The following is a 19,898-nucleotide window of genomic DNA, read 5'->3' on the forward strand; positions in this document are numbered from 1 at the left end:
TTAAAAAATGACTATGAATAGGAGTAAAATAAAGGAGCGATTAGTTATTTTAGTACTGTTCCTGTTAACAACAGGTAATGCACAGGAGAAAATGTATATCATACATACTATTGCCTTTTATAATTTGGAAAACTTGTTTGACACCATTAACGACCCCCATAAATTAGATGAATTAAGCCCCATAATGAAAATGAAATCTAATAAGTCTTATGCTTTTGAGAAAAAAATAAGAAACATGGCCAGGGTTATTGCCGACATTGGTAAAGATATTGCACATAACGCTCCTGCTATTATAGGCGTTTCGGAAATTGAAAACATTGCTGTTTTAGAAGCGCTTGTTAATACCCCTGAATTACTGGGGAAAGGGTATGGCATTGTACATTTTGATTCCCCTGATGCCAGAGGCATAGATGTGGCCTTACTTTACCAAAAAGAAATTTTCACTCCGACCCATATCAGTAAACACGAACTGTTCCTTTTTGATGATACTAGAAGAAAGCGCATCCATACACGTGACCAATTGTTGGTGAGTGGTAAACTTAATGATGAACGCATTCATATAGTAGTGAACCACTGGCCGTCCAGACGTGGAGGCGAAGCCCAAAGCCGACCCAAAAGAGAAGCTGCCGCAAGGCTTAATAAACAAATTATAGATTCATTACAACATATCAACCCCTACGCCAAGATATGTATTATGGGCGATTTAAATGATAACCCCATTAATTCGAGCCTGAAATCTGTTTTAAAAGCCAAAAGGGATAAAAATAGTCTGGCGTTAAAGGCTATCTATAATCCATTTGAGAAGCTCTATAAAAGAGGTTTGGGGACGACGGCCTATCAGGATACCTGGAGTTTATTTGACCAGATTCTTATTACAAAACCGCTATTGGAAAAGGACCGTAAATCCTTTCGCTTCTATAGAGCGGGTATTTTTAATAAAAATTATTTAATTACCCAAGCCGGACGCTACAAAGGGTATCCGTTTAGAAGTTTTTCCGACGCCTCTTTTACGGGTGGGTATAGTGACCATTTTCCTGTGTATATTCAGGTCATCAAAGAAGCCCCCTCAGCTTTACTGGTGGTCACTTCTGAATCAAATTAATTCCTTTCCTATGAAACTATTAATTCAACCAAGTATTCCATGGGATTCTGGATAAAAGCAGTAACAGTGCAAGACTGTAAAAAATGGACAGTATCTTAAACTTGGCCTTTGAGGTCAATTTCTTTTTATGCTTGGAATAACCTATGGTGATTAAGGCTATCGCGATAATATTGACCAGAGGATGTTCCACCAGATAAAGTCGCGCTATGGCATCTCCCATAACACCTCCCCCTAATTCACTCCACAATTCAAATCTCGGAGTTGTAAAGTAGAGTACGAATCCTATCAATAACTGAATATGGGATACTATAAGTGCAAAAAGTGATATTCTAAAATCCTTCGCACTGTATTCCTTACTTGAAACCGATTTAAACAAGGCATTCCCGGTAGAAAGTATAACGATTAGCAGGACCAAATAAGCCCAATATGAATGGAGATTAAGAAGGGTTTCGTATAACATGGTGTAATTTTAAAGGATTTTAGCAAATGTAATAATTTAAACGCATAAAAAACCGCTTCATAAGAAGCGGTTTAATTTTACTCTAATTAGTTACTTAAAAGTTGTAACGCATACTCACGTTCCAAGTTCTGCCGTAACCAAATCTAACGCCGTTATTTACATTAACACCCTTCCATGCTGTATCCCCTGAGTCAACATGAATGTTATCTCTTGAATTTTCAATATAAACCTCATCAAACAGGTTATTAATATTTACACGAAATTGTAACGAGTTTTTATCATCTTTACCTAATAACCATTTATATGAAACTCCAGCATCCACGGTATCATAGGACGGCAATTTAATTGATCCCCTGTTGTTTTCATTTTCAAACTCATCACTACCAAAATCCGCAGCACCATATAAATTATCATATTGGTTCCAATTAGCTCCAACTCTAAAGCGAGGTAAAATTTCATAATCTGCACTAATACCCGCCGTAAATTGTGCCGCTTGACCAACTTTAGCCCCATCTATATAACTGGTATCTCCTTGAGAAATTATAGATCCCGTATCATCTCTAGTTAATGTTGTTATGTCACCCTTATAGGTCCAGTCTCCCACTGATATGAATCCATTTATATCAAGTCCTTCCATAAAACGAGTAAATACTTCAAGTTCTACACCCATATGAACTTGCTTTAAGGGGCTGGTTTGTGTAAATAAATCATCAAAATTATCGTTATCCGTATCTCTTGAGCTATAGTCTATCTTGTCATTCCAAGTGGTATGATATAGGTTTAAGTTAGCAGAAACTTGATCACCCAAAAACTGATATCCAGCTTCAAATCCAGTAATCTTTTGATTTCCTTTAACAAAGGGATTCAATTGATTTGAAGATCTGTCATCGACAAACAAGTCGGAATGGAAAGGTTGACGGGAATAGTGCCCTGCATTTATAAACACAATGTTATTTTCGTTAAAATTGTAAGATGCTCCAACCTTTACATTAAATCCGGTATTATTAATCTTATCGGATTCTTCTGATACACCCTCAGCCGCTGCATAGGCATACTCAGTTCTTACATGGGATTGAGTAGACACAGAACCCTGGAAAAATGCAGAAAAATTATCGTTGGCATATTCTAATTGACCAAATGCACCGTAATAGTTAATATCCTCTTCATAATCGTAATTTCCGGAACCATGTAATCGCTGTCTGTGATCATCGTTAGGGTTAAAGAATACATTCCATGGATTTATGCCGCCGAAAACTTTCGTAATTTCATATGAACCTCCATTATAAGCACTTGAAGCACCAAGAGAATTCCCAACAAGAAATTCATTAACACTTCTAAAGTGGATACCATTATAAAGTCTGGTATCTATACCTACATTTAAACTAAAGTTCTCATTTAACTGATTGGTATAGTTACTCAACAAACCATACCAGTTGTGATTGTTATTTGAACCTCTGGCATATTGTGGAACACGAGGAGTACCTCCAGTTCGTGTGGATGCAAATGCTCCTCTACCCGCAGAGGCATATAACACCGATGACAAAGAAGAATGATCATTAATAGTCAAGTCCCAGCTTAAATTAGCTACGGGTTTATGATAAACATTTCTTCCTGTTGGATAAAATCCGCCTTTCAATAAATTTGGACTATCAACCCCTGTATAAGCAAAATTATAACGTCTGCCTCTTTCTAAATAGGTCTCAAGGCTATTAAAACCATCAGCTGCATGCCATTGAGGTGCTCCGGTAATCATTAAATTAAAAATATTATTGTCATTGGGTTTATAACCTATAGATAAAAAATACGTTTGTCCTTGTCCGTCCGTATGGTCCTTCCATCCGTCTCCTTGCCAGTGACCCAATAATGCGGTAAAAGCCCAACCCCCTTTTAACATTCCAGTTGAATAGGCGGCTGTCGTTTTTGTATAATTATCGTTGGCAACCATCTGTTGTAAAAATCCACCTTCTCTTTTATCAATCGTTTTAGTAACAATATTAACGGTACCACCAACAGATGAAATAGCTAACTTAGATGACCCTAAACCGCGCTGTACTTGGACGGCCTGGGCGACATCCAGTACACCTGACCAGTTAGACCAAAACATTCTACCATCTTCTGGACTATTTATAGGTTGACCATTTAACATAAAAGCTGTATTCACCTGATCAAAACCTCTTAAAAATAATTGTCCATCACCAAAACCTCCACCTTGTATGGATTGTACCGAAGGTGTCGATTTTAAAATTTCAGGTAAGTCTGAATTACCCGTTTTCTCTTGAATTTGGTTAGCCTTAATAGTGGATACTGCAATAGGCGTTTGTCTATCTTCAGCTAAGTCAATAACTCCTGATCCAATAATAACTATTTCATCTAAAGAATTATCTGAAGCCAATTTTATACTACCCAGATTAGTACTCCCGTCAAATGACAAGGTAATTGATTCATAACCCACATAAGAAATAACTATTTGTCCGGAAGAGGCCTCAGTAGTTAATGTAAAATTACCGTCGAAATCTGTAGAGGCACCATTGGTTGTGCCTTTTTCAATAACATTCGCCCCCGGTAATGGCGAATTAAGATCTACATCCCTTACTGTTCCAGTAATAGTGCTTTGTGCAAACAAGGCTGATGAGCATATAATACATACAGCCACCAATAAAAATTGAGTAGTTTTTTTCATAATTAATTATTTGAATTAGTCGAAACAAAATTAAGGATAATGACCTGATTATCATTACCTCAATGTTAAGAAATTTAACATTTGTTAATAACTAAAAAAACTATTAACATTTTTGACGTTAATAGTTTTTTACCCCGTTTTATTTGGTATTATCTTATTTTAAGCCTTCTTTTTGTAATGATTTAATAAGTGAAGCGTTGAAGAATCGTGTTTATTAACAGTGTCACTGTTAAATTCCTGTAAAATTTTGGTTGCCAATTGCTTCCCAAGTTCGACTCCAAACTGGTCGTAACTAAAAATATTCCAAATTATCCCCTGTACAAATATTTTATGTTCATACATCGCAATAAGTTTACCTAAACTTTCGGGGGATAGTTTATCAATAAATATGGTATTGGTTGGTTTATTGCCTTCAAATATCTTAAAAGGAACAATGTCTTGCTTTGTTCCTTCAGCAATTACCTCGGCTTCAGATTTCCCATTTAACAGGGCTTCGGTTTGTGCTAAGAAATTAGACGTTAATTTATCCTGATGGTCCTGATTGCCGTGAAGACACTTTACGAAACCTATAAAATCGGCAGGGATCAATTTTGTCCCCTGGTGTATCAATTGAAAAAACGCGTGCTGTGCATTGGTTCCGGGCTCTCCCCAGATTATGGTTCCTGTTTGGTAATGTATAGGATTTCCGTTTCTATCCACACACTTGCCGTTACTTTCCATAATGCCTTGCTGTAAATAGGTTGCAAATTGATTGAGGTATTGGGAATATGGAATGATCGCCTCACTTTCGGCGTTAAAGAAATTATTATACCAGACACTAATTAAGGCCAGGATAACCGGAATATTACTTTTAAAGTCTTCATTTTTAAAATGGTTGTCCATTTTGTTCGCGCCCCTTAACAGACTATCAAAATGGTCATAGCCCACTGCTAAACTTATGGTTAGACCTACCGCACTCCACAATGAAAACCGTCCACCAACCCAGTCCCACATAGGGAACACGTTATTTTCATCGATACCAAATCCTTTTACGGCATCCATATTGGTTGACACGGCTACAAAGTGCTTCGCAATATCCTCTTTGGAAGCCGATTTTAAAAACCATTGTTTTATGGTTGTCGCATTGGATAAGGTTTCCTGAGTGGTAAACGTTTTGGAAACTACAACAAATAAAGTGGTTTCCGGATTTAATTTTTTGATGATTTCATTAACATGGTCGCCATCTACATTACTCACAAAATGAGTGGTCAAATGGTTTTTATAATATTGCAAGGCGTCTACAACCATGGCTGGTCCAAGGTCCGAACCACCAATGCCAATATTCACAATATCGGTAAAGGCTTTCCCGCTATATCCTTTTAAGGTACCACTAACAACCTTGTGTGTAAAGTTTTTAATTTTCTCCTTGACTTCATACACTTCAGGAATGACATTGACCCCATCAACATAAAACGTATCAGATCTTGCCGCTCTTAACGCACAGTGAAGAACAGATCGCCCTTCCGTCTCATTAATCTTCTCCCCGGAAAATTGACTTGTAATCGCGTCTTTTAAATGAACCTCATCGGCTAATGCTAAAAGAAACTTTAAGGTCTCTTCGGTAATTCGGTTTTTGGAATAGTCCACGTAAAAATCATCCCATCTTATGGTAAACTTAGCTGCTCGTTCCGGATTTTGTTCAAATAAATCCTTCATTTTTATACTTGAAACCAAGTTATAATGATCCTTCAGTTTGGTCCAGGCTTTTGTTCGTGTTGGGTCGATGTTTGGAAGTGCCATATTACGATTCTGCTTGTTTTATTATCGGTTCATTGAATTCATTATTATCTCGTACTTCTGGTTCGAAAAAAATATTATCCAACTGATATTTTATGGGTTTAATATAATCTAAATACTTTTCCTTTAAACTATCGGATATCGGTTTGGCCTCAGGAAGTTTTTCTCTAAACGGATCGACTTGCCTCCCATTTTTCCAAAAGCGATAACACACGTGGGGACCTCCGGTATTCCCCGTCATACCAACATAACCAATCACATCCCCCTGTTTCACAAACTGTCCGACATTAACATGACGTCTGCTCATATGTAAATACTGGGTTTCGAAAGTGGCATTATGTCTTATCTTAACATACTTGCCATTACCCCCCCGGCGTGTAGACTCTGTTACGGTTCCATTCGCCGTTGCTCGAATTGGGGTGCCTACAGGTGCAGCAAAATCGGTGCCTTTATGCGGACGTAATTTATAACCGTAATAGGCTATGCGTCTCTTCAGGTTATAACGTGAGGATATCCTTCCAAAGGCTATAGGTGATTTTAAAAAGGCTCTACGGAGGTTTTTGGCTTCCTCATTAAAGTAATCGACAATCCCTTTCAAAGAATCGGTTTGAAAACGAAATGCATAAAACGGTTCATTATTGTGTTCGAAATAAGCGGCCTTAACATCATGAATACCACCATAAATCGTATCGTCTATATACTTATCCGTATAAATTACCTTAAAACGATCGCCTTTTTGTAACCGATTAAAATCAATAGTCCAGGCATAAATTTCGTCGGCCAACTTATTGGTTAACACCGGGCTAATTCCCTGTTCGTCCAAGGTTTCGGAAATACTGCTCGTTATAACCCCTGTGACCGTTTTTTCAATATATTTAATGGGTTTTTTCCGTTTGTAAGCATGAATGGAATCCTTAAAATAGATAACGACATAGTCTTCTCTAGTGGGCTGATAAACAAACAATTCGGGCAACTCCAGGGAGTCTTTGGAGAACAATAAGGTATAGGGCTTACCAATCTGCAACTTTCTGATATCGAACGTATCTTTGGCCTTTTCCGCAATATGAAATATTTTAGGATATCCTAACTTATTGCGTTCCAAAATCACACCAAAACTATCTCCCTTCCTGATAGTATCACGCTTCACAATGAAGTCGTTTAATTTAAACCCAAATTCAAACACCTCTTTGGGCTGCTCTACCTTTGCAATATCTTCTTTTATTTCCGGTTCTGGTTTGTCGTTTTTGCAGCCATAAAATGCCATGCTTAGCGCTGCTAGAATTACATATTTGTTCCCCAATTGTCTCGTTCTTTTGTTGTCCATAATTCTGGAAAGAATATTCGCTTTTGATATTTTGGATGCATATATTTTACCCACTCGCTACCCCCTGTAGCTTCGGCTGTCTTACCACCAATGTTTAAATAATGATTAGCTGTATTATAATGTGCCATTACCCATTTTATGTTGACCGTATAATCGTAATGCCGCATGGCTTTAACCAAAGCTTTATTAGTTTGCTCCTTGGCTGGTAAACTTTTAAATTTAGACCAAAGATTATTTTTGTTATAAAATTGCGTAAATCTAATAAATTCGTCTTTATATCGTTCCTCAAAAACTGTTAAAGTGTAAGACTTCTTTCCTGTTTTATAATCTTTGCCTGCAGCCTGCCAGTAGAGGTGCTCGAATGCATTCTCGTAGGACGAATTTCTATCAATGGTATTCCTGAAACGCTTGTCTATAAGGTTGATGAGTTCTGTGGATGCAAACTCAATTTTCCTGTATTGTGCACTTTGAAATCCGCTTGCCGGGGTTAAGGTGGTTCTAAACTTATTGTATTGTTCTACATCCATACCATCTTTCATGATACTGAATGACGAGGTAAGCACATCAAAATATCTGCTTACACGCATAATTTTATCGGCAAAAACAGAAGCCGTTAACTTGGGGGCTTTAGCCACTTGTTCTATCTCACTTAAAATCATTTTAAAAAGTAATTCGGTAACCTGATGGTACATGATAAACACCTTCTCGTCCGGGAGGGAGGTTCTGGTTACTTGAAGATTTAACAACACATCTGTTTGTATATAATCCCAATAGTTCATGGGTTTACTGTAAAGCAGTCCGTCGAGATGGGTCTCAAGATCCTGACCTAAGCTTTTATATTTTTCTTCAAGTTTATGGGTAATGCCTTCTTTTAGCATGCTTTATCTATTAACAACTATTTTAAAAGGGTGTTTTAAGCCTTTAAAGGCCTCAAGATCTGCTCTTAATGATCCCACAGCTAAATCGGCCTTAATGCGCAAAGGTACTTTATTTTTATCTTTTGAAACCCACAGGGTAAGACTTTCCTCCTCCTTGAAAACGCGTCCGGCCATAACATAAGGCCTGAATTTCAATGCCTCCACAATTCCGAAATCTGTATTGATGGTGTCTTCTCCCAAATATTTCAGTTTGAAGCCATAGTTTTCTTGATCAAAAAACATGTCAACCCTTACTTCATCCCCTTTTTGTAATTTCTCTGTATCAAGGTTATTTCGAAGATAATAGAACGTAGATACCATATCCTGAATATTTGGTCTGGTATCGAAAACCGACTTTTCATTGTGCTTTTTATCGTTGACGAAAGCTTTATTATTTTCTTGATCGAATTCAATCTCGATATCCTTGGTATGACCGCCTTCATCAATATTTCTTATAAACCGATATGGTTTTATGGTATGCTTGTCGAAATAGCTTTCATAACGATCCTTTACCCTAAAGAACCACTTAATCATACCAGTGGTCCACCCCTTACCTATTACGTGGTATACATCCTTGTCTTTGAAGGTAGACTCCTTTAGTGTAAGTGTTGCGTTTCCGGCCTTCAAAAAGCCACTGTAACTCATCTTGAATTTAAACCATTCTCCCGAGTCAAAAGCAGATTCACTGGTGTTGGCTTTCATGAAATGAGATTGGGCAATTCCCATTTGAGTAAAAAAAATGATTAATATGCCGAGTTTTATCTTATTCATAGTATTCGCATCATTGTAAACTAATGGTCTTTGTTCTTGACAGAAATTACAATTACTGTTCCAAAAGTATTAAAACAAAAAAACTCCATCAAAATTAATTGATGAAGTTTCTTATAATGTTTGATCTAACATTATAACGTTCCTCGCTTGGCCTGTTCCCTTTCTATAGACTCAAACAGGGCTTTAAAGTTACCAGCTCCGAAGCCTCTTGCCCCCATCCGTTGAATAATCTCAAAGAAAAGCGTTGGCCTGTCTTCAACGGGCTTTGTAAAAATTTGCAGTAAATACCCCTCATCATCTGCATCGATCATAATGCCCAAACTTTTTAGGGTCTCAATATTTTCCCTCAGCTGATGACTGTGTTCTTCTAAACGCCCGGGAACCGCTTTATAATATTCTTCGGGAGGGGTGGATAAAAACTCCACTCCTCTAGCTCGTAATTGACTAACCGTACTAATGATATCATCGGTAGCCACGGCAATATGTTGCACCCCGGCTCCTTCATAAAATTCAAGGTATTCTTCTATTTGTGATTTCTTCTTGCCTTCTGCAGGCTCGTTAATAGGAAATTTAATTCGCCCATTGCCATTACTCATGACCTTGCTCATAAGCGCCGAGTATTCGGTGTGAATCTGTGTATCGTCGAATGACAGGAAGTTTTCAAATCCCATCACATCCTCATACCACTTCACCCAGGTATTCATTTGGCCCCAACCTACATTGCCCACCATGTGATCTATATATTTTAACCCCACCGGAGTCGGATTATAATCACTTTCCCAGGCGACATATCCGGGTAAAAAATTACCCTTGTAATTTTTACGCTCTATAAATAGATGGACTGTTTCCCCATAAGTGTGAATTCCGGATTTTACCACCTCACCGTATTCATCCTGTTCTGCAACAGGTTCCATATAAGAGGTTGCACCGCGACTTGTCGTTTCCCGATAAGCCTGTCGGGCATCATCGACCCATAAGGCAATGACCTTTACACCATCGCCATGTTTTACAATATGGTCATTTATTGATGACTTACTCGTAAGTGGTGTGGTTAAGACCAATTTGATTTTATCCTGTTTAAGAACATAACTTACCGCTTCCCTTGAACCGGTTTCCAGACCTTTATAGGCATAGGATTGAAAACCAAAAGCGGTTTTGTAGAAATGCGCCGCTTGCTTTGCATTGCCCACATAGAATTCTACGTAATCTGTTCCAAGAAGAGGCAAGAAATCTTGAGCCCCTTCAAATATCTTTTCTAAACCGTAGTTTACTGATTTTATCTCTTTGCTCATTTTTAAATTTTTGTTTTATTGAATTTCGATGTCCTGATATCAATCGATAATCGATATTCAGCAACATACAGAAATCCCAATCTTAGTCTAACCATGATGTATAATAGTCATTATCAACTATTTTAATTGCGTCCTCCGTAACCATTAAAGGTTTAAAGGTATCCACCATAACAGCCAATTCATCAGTTTTAACCTTACCAATGCTCCTTTCAGTTGCGCCGGGATGCGGTCCATGAGGTATTCCTGCCGGATGTAAGGACATATGTCCGGCTTCAATATCATTTCTGCTCATAAAATCCCCATCTACATAATATAACACTTCGTCACTGTCGATATTGCTATGATTATATGGAGCCGGTATGGATTGCGGATGATAATCATACAAACGAGGCACAAAACTACATACTACAAAGGCATCGGTTTCAAAGGTTTGATGTACCGGTGGGGGTTGATGAATGCGTCCGGTTATGGGTTCAAAATCGTGAATGGAAAATGCATATGGGTAGTTGTATCCATCATAACCCACCACGTCAAAAGGATGTGAGGCATAAACCATTTCAATAATATCCCCTTGCTTTTTAACTTTAATCAAAAAGTCTCCTTTCTTATTATAGGTCTCCAATTCCTGTGGCCTGCGAATGTCCCGCTCACAAAATGGGGCATGTTCCAATAATTGCCCAAACCAATTACGGTAACGTTTCGGGGTATAAATGGGACGATGGGACTCCACAATGAACAATCTGTTGTCCTCTGTATCAAAATCTATTTGATATATGATTCCTCTGGGAACTAAAAGATAGTCTCCATATTTAAAATCGAGATTACCCAACATGGTACGTAATTTACCCGTCCCTTTGTGAATGAAAATCAACTCATCCGCATCCGTGTTCTTATAAAAATAATCCTTCATTGACTGTTCAGGTGCTGCCAGAACAATGGCACAGTCGCTATTTACCAAAACCGTTTTACGACTTTCTAAAAAATCCCTTTCCGGTTTTATCTGAAATCCTCTTAAACGATATGACTGAATGTTATTGGCAATAGCTATTTTTGGGGCTACTCTATATTGCTTTTTAATCGCTTTTACCTGGGTTGGCCGTTGCTCATGATAACTGTTGGTGTACATTCCATCGAAACCTATTGTACCAAACAATTGCTCGGAGTATAAACTCCCATCAGGCTTTCTAAATTGTATATGACGTTTGTGGGGAATAGTCCCGAGTTTATGATAAAATGGCATTTTTTTAATATTAAAGGTTAGATATTAAAGGTTTAAAACCTTAGATTCCAATTACATATAAAAATACAAAAAAAAGCCCGCTTACTCAGGATTTCTCTTGATAAGATCGTGTAGAAATAGCAATAAATCGTTCCAATACCATTGCATAGGCAACAAATATCGTAATTTTATGACATCTTTTAAAACCAAAAACCAACATTAAAAAACCAAATACTTTGTTTTTGTTCCGTAGAGTAGGAATATTTTGCCTGTACGGGTCCGATAAATGTATTAATCGCATAACCTATGGCGTAACCCCTATAATCGGGTAGGGTAAACCATTCTCCGTTTTCAAATAAGTCATCATCCACATTTGCCCAGTTACCTTCTATGGAAATATGATGATTTTTCAAGAACTCATAATCAATCAAAGCCGCTCCCTTTACATAACTATTCCCCGTAATAGAGATGAAATCATAACCAACAAAAGGAATAAAATTATTAATAAAATTGTTGCCATATCCTCCCAGGGCAAAATCAAGCGTTTGGGTTGATTTATCTCCTAATTTAAACCCACCACTAACATCCAAATTAATGGCTATTTTACTGGACATAGAAAACGCATAACCCATATTAGCCCGAACAATTGAAAAATTATCGAAATTTTTATTGAACTGTGATGCCCACAAGTACCAATGTATATCCCCATTAAAATACACTCCCTTTTTAGGAAAATATTTATTGTCGTAAGTATCCAGTTTTACATTTCCAAACAAACTGATATAATCTGTATTTTCAAATATAAATTCATCATTCGGGTTAGTGGAGGAAATGGTTTCAGATTTTACCTCCAATCGTTTATGTTCCAATCCTAAACTCAAGGCAAAATCCTTTCTAAATAGGGTCTGTAAATAAAATTCATTCGTTTGGTCCTCCAATTCAACATCAATTTTATTTATCCCTGTAGCGTCAATTTCGCCATCGTCCAGTAATAGTTGCGCATTTATGCCTTTGTTAAAGGCATTGTATCTAGAACGAAGGCCTATACTCCAATAAAAACCCTTGTCAATTAAATATTCGAAATTATAACGCACATGATCCCCCAAAATAACATCCAATGAAGCAATATCGTTATTAAATAAAAATCTTTTTTTTGTAACATTAATTAACGCAGCACTTTTATACAAATCGTCATAGTGGAGTCCTAGTTTTAAAAAAGTTGTTGATTTGGATTCCCGAAGATTAGCCTGTAAATCATAAATCCCTTCCTGTGTTGCTTCATCAAATTTAAAGTAAAAAGATTCAAAATTATTAGTCGCTACGAGGTTATTTACCCCCCTTTCAAAATCTTGGTAACTTATCTTTTCCTTGCTTTTAACTTTTAACTTCCCAAGAACATACGCTCTTGTGTACTTATTAATTCCGTTAACATGTATTTGATTTATTTGAATACTATCAATTCCTGTCCTCTTAATTGCTATTTCTTTCTTATGATCCTGCTGCCTTATTAGGTCCTTTAAATCCTTAATTTTAGCCAAGGCGGCTTCCTTCCCCATTTTAACGATGGATTCGCCTTCATTGAATGAAACTACGGTAAAATCCTTAATCATCGGCTTGATATATATGTCGGTCTTTTTAGATTTCAATTTCATGGCATTTATGGTTCTGAAATTATTTACCTGTAACAACACATCTGGGGCAGATGTTAATTCATCTCTACCTAATAAGCCATCTTGCACATCTACCCCTATAACAATATCAACTCCTTTTGCACGTAATTCATCAACAGGATAATTGTTAACCACACCTCCATCTGTCAAGACCTCATCCCCTATTACAACGGGCTGAAACAGGGTAGGGAGCGCCCCACTTGCCACAATGGCCTGAGCCAGATTGCCCTGTTCTAAATGCACCTGCTCCCCTGTTTCTATGTTGGTAGCAATACAAAAGAAAGGGATTGGCAAATTTTCAAAATTTTCTATATGACTAACATGCAACAACAATCTTGTCAAGGCGTTATACGCATTTTGACCTCTCGATAATGCAGAGGGCAATTTTAATTTAAAATTCTCAAACGGTAAGGAAATGGCGTATTTTTCTGAATTACCACGTTCAAAAAAGGCCTTTGAGGCCCTGGGAAGAGCATCATTTATAATTTTATCAAAATCAATCTTTTTAAAGATGGAATCCAATTCATTTCCTGAGTAACCCGCGGCATATAATGCTCCTATTATGGCTCCCATACTGGTTCCCGCCACATAATCTATAGTTACACCCAAGCTGTCAATGACTTGTAAAGCCCCTATATGGGCCAATCCCTTCGCCCCACCACCACTTAATACCAAACCCACTTTGGGTGTCGTTGGTTCCTTGATGTCTTGTGCTTTTACGGGAAACGCAAGAAGAAGACATACAATGATTATGGTGATGCTTGGTTTCAAATTAATGTATAGGTATTATATTAACTTATTTGGTATTAATGGTTTAACATGAAATCTGTTCAAATCACTTGTTGTTATAGTAATTATAAACTTTCTCTGCACGGGACCTTCCCACTACTCCTTCAAGTTCATCCAATTTGGCATTAGCGACCCGCTTCGCCGATTTAAAATGCTTTAACAACTCAACAACCGTTTTTTCGCCTACCCCATTAATGGTTTCCATTTCCGTACTTAAGGCACTTTTACTTCGCTTATTTCTATGATGCTCAATTCCAAAGCGATGGGCTTCGTTACGTAATTGTTGTATGATTTTTAAAGTCTCGCTTTTTTTATCTAAATATAACGGAATTGGATCATTTGGATAAAACAATTCTTCTAAACGTTTTGCGATCCCAATAATAGCTATCTTTCCTCTTAAGTTCAAGGCCTCCAAACTTTTCAATGCGGACGATAATTGGCCCTTGCCCCCATCAATGATGATCAATTGTGGTAGGGACCGGCCTTCCTCCATCATCCGCTTATACCGTCTGTATACCACCTCTTCCATAGAGGCAAAATCATCCGGGCCTTCAACGGTTTTTATATTAAAATGTCTGTAGTCCTTTTTACTGGGTTTACCATTTTTAAACACGACACAAGCGGCTACCGGATGAGTTCCCTGTATGTTACTGTTGTCAAAACATTCTATATGTCTCGGTGCGTCATTAAGTCTCAAATCGGCTTTCATTTGTGCCATAATGCGGTTGGTATGCCGATCGGGATCCACAATTTTGATTTGTTTAAACCGTTCCATCCTAAAGTACTTGGCATTGCGGACTGATAAATCCAGTATATGTTTTTTATCCCCCAATTTAGGCACGGTAACTTTAATATTTTCGCCTAAATACACTTTAAAGGGCACATAAATTTCTTTCGAATTAGAATGAAATCGTTGTCGAATTTCGGTAATTCCCAATTCCAATAATTCCTTATCGCTTTCGTCCAATCGCTTTTTTAGTTCTAAGGTATGAGACCGAATAATAGATCCATAAGACAGTTGTAAAAAGTTGATATACCCGTAGCTTTCATCACTCACTATGGAAAACACATCCACATTGCTAATCTTAGGGTTTACAATGGTGGATTTGGCCTGATAATTCTCTAATACTTCAATCTTTTCCTTCATCTTTTGTGCTTCTTCAAACTGCATATGTTCAGCAAATCCTCGCATTTGCCTTTTAAATTGATGCAAAGAGTCCTTGAAATTCCCTTTTAAAATTTGTTTAATGGCTTTAATATTTTCGTTGTATTCCAATTCGGTCTCCAACCCTTCGCAAGCCCCTTTGCAATTGCCCAAGTGATATTCCAGGCATACTTTAAATTTACCTGCTTCAATTTTTTCCTCAGATAATTGATAATTACAGGTCCGCAAACTATAAAGTCCTCTTATGAGTTCCAAAAGGGTATGCACTGTTTTAACACTGGTATATGGACCGTAGTAGTCCCCTCCCCCTTTAATGACACGACGCGTAGAAAATACCCTTGGGAAGCGTTCATTTTTTATACAAATCCATGGATAGGATTTGTCATCCTTCAACATGACATTATAACGCGGTTTGTGTTTTTTAATGAGGTTGTTTTCCAATAACAGGGCGTCCGTTTCAGTGTCAACCACAATATGCTTAATCTTGGCAATTTTTTTAACCAGCACCCTCGTTTTGCCGCTATCATGTGTTTTTGTAAAATAAGAACTTACCCGCTTTTTTAAATTTTTAGCCTTTCCTACGTAAATAATAGTACCTTCCTTATCAAAATATTGATAAACTCCGGGCTGATTTGGTAGGGTCTTAATTTGTAACTCTAAAGCTGGGATATCCATTTTCTCAAAGGTAAATAATATTTGAAATCTAATGTATTTTGAATGAACTAATTTATTACCTTGCGCCACTTTTTAAATACGCTAATGAGCAAAAAAATTATTGGTCGGGTAGATAAAGTGGACTTCCCAAAACTAGGCTTGTACCATATTGATGTAAAAATGGATACCGGTGCCTATACCTCCGCTATTCATTGTTCAGAAATCATAAAGGAAAATGACACATTACGCTGCATTTTTAATAGTGCAGTGCATCAAAATTTTGGTAAAACCGAAATTGTATTTCATAATTACAGGCATACTAATGTTAAAAGCAGCAATGGATACAAGGAAAACCGATATAAAGTAAAATCTGAAGTTATATTTTTTGGAAAAACGTACAAGATTAACTTAACTTTAAGCACGAGAGACGACATGAAGTTTCCTGTACTTATCGGCAGACAATTTTTAAAACAGAAATTTTTAGTTGATGTCGATTTAGAAAACGTTTCTCATTTATCAAGACAGTATGAATATAGTCATCCTTTCTAGAAATTCCAATTTATATTCCACTCAGCGTTTGGTTGAAGAGGGTGAAAACCGGGGACATCTTATGGAGGTTATTGACCCTTTAAAATGCGACATCATCATAGAAAAGGAAAAACCAACTGTTTATTATAAGGACCGCTATTTAGACTATGTTGATGCTATCATACCTCGAATTGGAGCATCGGTAACGTTTTTTGGATGTGCGGTAGTTAGACAGTTTGAAATGATGAATGTATTTACGTCGGTTACTTCGGATGCCATTATACGTTCACGGGATAAACTTCGCAGCTTCCAAAGGCTTTCCAAAGCAGGTATCGGTATGCCCAAAACCGTGTTCACTAATTATTCTCGTGATATCGAACAAGTACTTTCACATGTTGGCGGTACTCCGGTTATTATTAAATTATTGGAGGGAACGCAGGGTTTAGGCGTGGTTCTGGCCGAAACCAAAAATGCAGCAGAGTCCGTTTTGGAGGCTTTTAACGGATTACAAGCAAGAGCCTTAGTCCAGGAATTTATTGCCGAAGCCAAAGGTGCCGATTTAAGAGCATTAGTGGTAGACGGTCACGTGGTGGGTGCTATGAAACGCCAAGGAAAAGAAGGTGAATTCCGTTCTAATCTTCACCGCGGTGGTTCTGCCAAAGTGGTTAAACTCAGCGAAGCGGAATTACGCGTTGCCATGAATGCAGCACGTGCGTTAAAATTACCTATCTGCGGTGTGGATATGTTACAGTCCGGTCGAGGTCCGTTGTTATTAGAAGTCAATTCCACCCCAGGATTAGAAGGAATAGAAGCAGCCACGGGAAAAAATATTGCAAAAAGCATTATTACCTATATTGAAAGAAACCGACATTAGCGTATGCATGCAGAAAGTAAACCATTAGTTATCCTTAATCAAACCATAAAACCCGGTGAAAGTAGGGAAGTCAATTTTAGTGTTGCTAATTTGCATACCTCCTCGCCCGTTAATGTCCCTGTAATTATTGAACGCTCCAAAAAACCTGGTCCGACCGTGTTGTTTACGGCCGGGGTTCATGGCGATGAAGTTAATGGTGTTGAAATAATCAGACAACTAATTGCCAAAGGGATCAACAAGCCAAAAACAGGCACTGTTATCTGTATGCCGGTCATCAATATTTTTGGTTTTATCAATTTAAAACGTGAATTCCCTGATGGACGGGATTTAAATCGTATTTTCCCCGGTAGCCCAAGTGGATCATTAGCCAGTCGAGTAGCCTATAAACTTGTGAAAGAAATAGTCCCCCATGCCGATTTAATTATCGATTTTCACACGGGCGGATCAGGTCGGTTTAATGCGCCACAACTTCGCTATTCAAAAGACAATAAGAATCTTGACCTTTTGGCAAAGGTTTTTGGTCCTCCATTTGTATTGTATTCCAAAAATTTATCCAAATCCTTCAGAACCACTTGTAATAAGTTAGGGAAACCCCTACTTCTTTTCGAAGGCGGAAAATCGTTTCATATTGATGAGACCGTAACCAACTCAGGGGTTAATGGTTGTAAACGTATTTTAAAGCATTTAGGCATGTTAAAAACAGTTTTTAAATCTACAAAACCTAAAAAGGAATGCATTTTTATAACGGACAGTAAATGGCAGCGCGCCAAATATTCCGGCATGTTTAAGGCGGTGGTCCCTGTCGGATCCCTAGTAAAAAAGGAAGATATTATTGGTAATATTACCGATCCCTATGGTAAGTTTAATTATTTTGTAAGGGCTTCAAATTCAGGGTATATTATAAATGTCAACGAATTACCGATTGTTTATCAAGGGGATGCCCTTTTCCATATTACCACCAAACTTAAAAAGTGATGCATGGTTAAAAAAGCTGAACTAAGAAAAAAATATAAAGCCCTTCGCCATAAGTTAGACCCAAAGGATATCGAAGAATGTAGTTTGGCCATTGCCAACCAACTTTTAAAATTACCGATTTGGAATTATTCCTTTTACCATATCTATTTGTCCATACAAGAATTAAAGGAAATCAATACCGAGTACATCCTTAATATCCTTTCAGGAAAAGACAAACATATAGTGATATCCAGGAGCAATTTTAAAACTGGTACCATGGTTAACTTCCTGTTAACCGATAATACCGTTATAAAGAAAAATAGCCGGGGCATTCCGGAACCTGTTGATGGCATTGAAATTGAGAACACGACCATTAATGTGGTTTTTGTGCCGCTTTTGGCCTTTGACAGGGTGGGTCACCGCGTAGGCTATGGCAAAGGCTTTTATGATCAGTTTCTAGGCACTTGTAATCCCGAGGTCCTCAAAATTGGGCTTTCTTTTTTTGAAGCTGAAGACGCTGTTGAGGACCTCAATCCAAACGATATTAAACTAAACTATTGTGTTACACCACATACCGTTTACGCGTTTTAACGGCTCTCTTCCTTTTTGGGAAATGCCCTTTTATTAAACACAATGAGCATAATAAACCCGGTACTAATAGCCATATCGGCGATATTAAAAACGGGTTCGAAAAAGGTGAAAAACTTACCTCCAAAAAAAGGCAACCATTCCGGTAAATATCCCTTGTATAATGGGAAATACAGCATATCGACCACTTTCCCGTGAAACAGGGTGTCATAGCCCCCAGTTTTCGGGAGAAAAGTCGCTAATTGTCCATGACTATCGTTAAACCAGATGCCATAAAAAACGGAATCAATAATATTGCCTAAAGCACCGGCAAAAATAAAAACTATGGCCATTATCAAAATTTTTGGATTTTTATTTTTTGTGGCACTGTACAACCAATATCCTATACCAAAAATGGCAACCACTCGAAACAGGGTTAAAACCTTTTTGGCAGTTCTATCGGACATAATCGATAAAAAATCACTGATTTTGGTCCCCCAAGCCATGCCGTCATTCTCAATGAAGTAAATCTTAAACCAGTTAAACACGGGCACATCTTCGCCTAAAACAAAATGGGTTTTTACATATATTTTACTGATCTGGTCAATCAATAAAATAATAATGATGATGATACTAGATTTTTTTAATGACATTCAGAACTCCGTTTACCTCCAGCAGGGCCAAAACATTCCATTTCGCATTTGGTCCTCATGAATAAAAAACGTCTCAATTCCAACACCTATCAGAAGAGACGTCCTTATATAAAATTAAAACTTAAAATTATTGCATGTTTTTAGCCTCAATGCTTAAGGTCGCATGCGGCACTAACTTTAAACGTTCTTTGTTTATAAGTTTACCTGTAACACGACAAACCCCATAAGTCTTGTTTTCTATTCTAATTAAAGCATTTTTTAAATCACGAATAAATTTTTCTTGTCGAATAGCCAATTGTGAATTGGATTCTTTGCTCATCACCTCACTACCTTCATCAAAGGCCTTAAATGTGGGTGATGTATCATCCGTTCCATTATTATGATCGTTCATATAGGCACTTTTAATGAGCTCCAAATCGTGTTGTGCTTTTTTAATTTTTTCTTGAATTAAGGCCTTGAATTCGGCTAAATCCTTATCTGAATATCTTACATTTTCTCCCATT

At 37.5% G+C, this 19,898-nt stretch carries 17 protein-coding genes; 5 read left to right on the forward strand and 12 right to left on the reverse strand.

Annotated features, from left to right (window positions below; all coding sequences use genetic code 11):
- The first annotated feature begins 13 nt into the window (after nucleotides 1–13).
- A complete protein-coding gene (locus MR054_RS03560; RefSeq protein WP_242156200.1) occupies nucleotides 14–1,102 on the forward strand; it encodes an endonuclease/exonuclease/phosphatase family protein in 1,089 nt (362 codons plus the stop codon).
- A 19-nt stretch (nucleotides 1,103–1,121) separates the two neighbouring features.
- Here the strand turns inward: MR054_RS03560 and MR054_RS03565 are convergent, their stop codons facing one another.
- The 10 genes from MR054_RS03565 to uvrC all read right to left on the reverse strand — a co-directional run bounded on the left by MR054_RS03565 (nucleotide 1,122) and on the right by uvrC (nucleotide 15,840).
- The gene (locus MR054_RS03565; RefSeq protein ID WP_242156201.1) at nucleotides 1,122–1,562 is read right to left on the reverse strand and encodes a hypothetical protein; all 441 of its coding nucleotides are present in this window, start codon (nucleotides 1,560–1,562) and stop codon (nucleotides 1,122–1,124) included.
- Between the two features lie 94 nt (nucleotides 1,563–1,656).
- Complete coding sequence (locus MR054_RS03570) at nucleotides 1,657–4,242, reverse strand: TonB-dependent receptor (RefSeq protein WP_242083993.1); 2,586 nt, start codon at nucleotides 4,240–4,242, stop codon at nucleotides 1,657–1,659.
- A 159-nt stretch (nucleotides 4,243–4,401) separates the two neighbouring features.
- Nucleotides 4,402–6,021, reverse strand: a complete 1,620-nt coding sequence (pgi, locus tag MR054_RS03575; protein WP_242156202.1) for a glucose-6-phosphate isomerase — start codon at nucleotides 6,019–6,021, stop codon at nucleotides 4,402–4,404.
- Between the two features lies 1 nt (nucleotide 6,022).
- Nucleotides 6,023–7,342, reverse strand: coding sequence for a M23 family metallopeptidase (locus MR054_RS03580; RefSeq protein WP_242156203.1), 1,320 nt, complete (start codon nucleotides 7,340–7,342; stop codon nucleotides 6,023–6,025).
- Nucleotides 7,300–8,220 carry a tryptophan 2,3-dioxygenase family protein gene (locus tag MR054_RS03585; RefSeq protein WP_242083990.1) on the reverse strand — a complete coding sequence of 307 codons (921 nt, stop codon included), beginning with the start codon at nucleotides 8,218–8,220 and terminating at the stop codon, nucleotides 7,300–7,302. Before MR054_RS03585 ends, MR054_RS03580 begins: the two co-directional genes overlap by 43 nt.
- 3 nt (nucleotides 8,221–8,223) lie before the next feature.
- Nucleotides 8,224–9,030 carry a DUF3108 domain-containing protein gene (locus MR054_RS03590; protein WP_420838781.1) on the reverse strand — a complete coding sequence of 269 codons (807 nt, stop codon included), beginning with the start codon at nucleotides 9,028–9,030 and terminating at the stop codon, nucleotides 8,224–8,226.
- A gap of 131 nt (nucleotides 9,031–9,161) precedes the next feature.
- Nucleotides 9,162–10,322 (reverse strand): 4-hydroxyphenylpyruvate dioxygenase, encoded by a 1,161-nt coding sequence (hppD, locus tag MR054_RS03595; RefSeq protein ID WP_242156204.1) that lies wholly within the window; start codon nucleotides 10,320–10,322, stop codon nucleotides 9,162–9,164.
- Nucleotides 10,323–10,404: 82 nt separating this feature from the next.
- Nucleotides 10,405–11,562, reverse strand: coding sequence for a homogentisate 1,2-dioxygenase (locus tag MR054_RS03600; protein ID WP_242156205.1), 1,158 nt, complete (start codon nucleotides 11,560–11,562; stop codon nucleotides 10,405–10,407).
- 179 nt (nucleotides 11,563–11,741) lie between these two features.
- Nucleotides 11,742–13,982 (reverse strand): patatin-like phospholipase family protein, encoded by a 2,241-nt coding sequence (locus MR054_RS03605; RefSeq protein WP_338081502.1) that lies wholly within the window; start codon nucleotides 13,980–13,982, stop codon nucleotides 11,742–11,744.
- Between the two features lie 64 nt (nucleotides 13,983–14,046).
- Complete coding sequence (gene uvrC, locus MR054_RS03610; protein ID WP_242156206.1) at nucleotides 14,047–15,840, reverse strand: excinuclease ABC subunit UvrC; 1,794 nt, start codon at nucleotides 15,838–15,840, stop codon at nucleotides 14,047–14,049.
- Between the two features lie 84 nt (nucleotides 15,841–15,924).
- On the opposite strand from uvrC, the gene MR054_RS03615 reads away from it, so the two are divergent.
- Genes MR054_RS03615 through MR054_RS03630 form a run of 4 tightly spaced genes read left to right on the forward strand, consistent with a single transcriptional unit; the run spans nucleotide 15,925 to nucleotide 18,766 of the window.
- Complete coding sequence (locus tag MR054_RS03615) at nucleotides 15,925–16,368, forward strand: ATP-dependent zinc protease family protein (RefSeq protein WP_242156207.1); 444 nt, start codon at nucleotides 15,925–15,927, stop codon at nucleotides 16,366–16,368.
- Complete coding sequence (gene rimK, locus MR054_RS03620; protein ID WP_242156208.1) at nucleotides 16,346–17,221, forward strand: 30S ribosomal protein S6--L-glutamate ligase; 876 nt, start codon at nucleotides 16,346–16,348, stop codon at nucleotides 17,219–17,221. The genes MR054_RS03615 and rimK overlap by 23 nt, the downstream gene beginning before the upstream one ends.
- 3 nt (nucleotides 17,222–17,224) lie before the next feature.
- Nucleotides 17,225–18,196 (forward strand): succinylglutamate desuccinylase/aspartoacylase family protein, encoded by a 972-nt coding sequence (locus MR054_RS03625; RefSeq protein WP_242083983.1) that lies wholly within the window; start codon nucleotides 17,225–17,227, stop codon nucleotides 18,194–18,196.
- A 3-nt stretch (nucleotides 18,197–18,199) separates the two neighbouring features.
- On the forward strand, nucleotides 18,200–18,766 hold the full coding sequence (locus MR054_RS03630; RefSeq protein WP_242156212.1) for a 5-formyltetrahydrofolate cyclo-ligase: 567 nt from the start codon (nucleotides 18,200–18,202) through the stop codon (nucleotides 18,764–18,766).
- Here the strand turns inward: MR054_RS03630 and MR054_RS03635 are convergent.
- Together MR054_RS03635 and MR054_RS03640 are read right to left on the reverse strand one after the other, a co-directional pair.
- Entirely contained in the window at nucleotides 18,763–19,395 is a 633-nt protein-coding gene (locus MR054_RS03635) for a lipoprotein signal peptidase (RefSeq protein WP_242156213.1), read from the reverse strand. The two genes, MR054_RS03630 and MR054_RS03635, sit on opposite strands and share 4 nt — an antisense overlap.
- 127 nt (nucleotides 19,396–19,522) lie before the next feature.
- Nucleotides 19,523–19,897, reverse strand: a complete 375-nt coding sequence (locus tag MR054_RS03640; RefSeq protein WP_242083980.1) for a TraR/DksA family transcriptional regulator — start codon at nucleotides 19,895–19,897, stop codon at nucleotides 19,523–19,525.
- Nucleotide 19,898 lies beyond the last annotated feature (1 nt).

The sequence above is a fragment of the Aestuariivivens sediminis genome, assembly GCF_022662105.1.
GTDB lineage: Bacteria > Bacteroidota > Bacteroidia > Flavobacteriales > Flavobacteriaceae > Aestuariivivens > Aestuariivivens sediminis.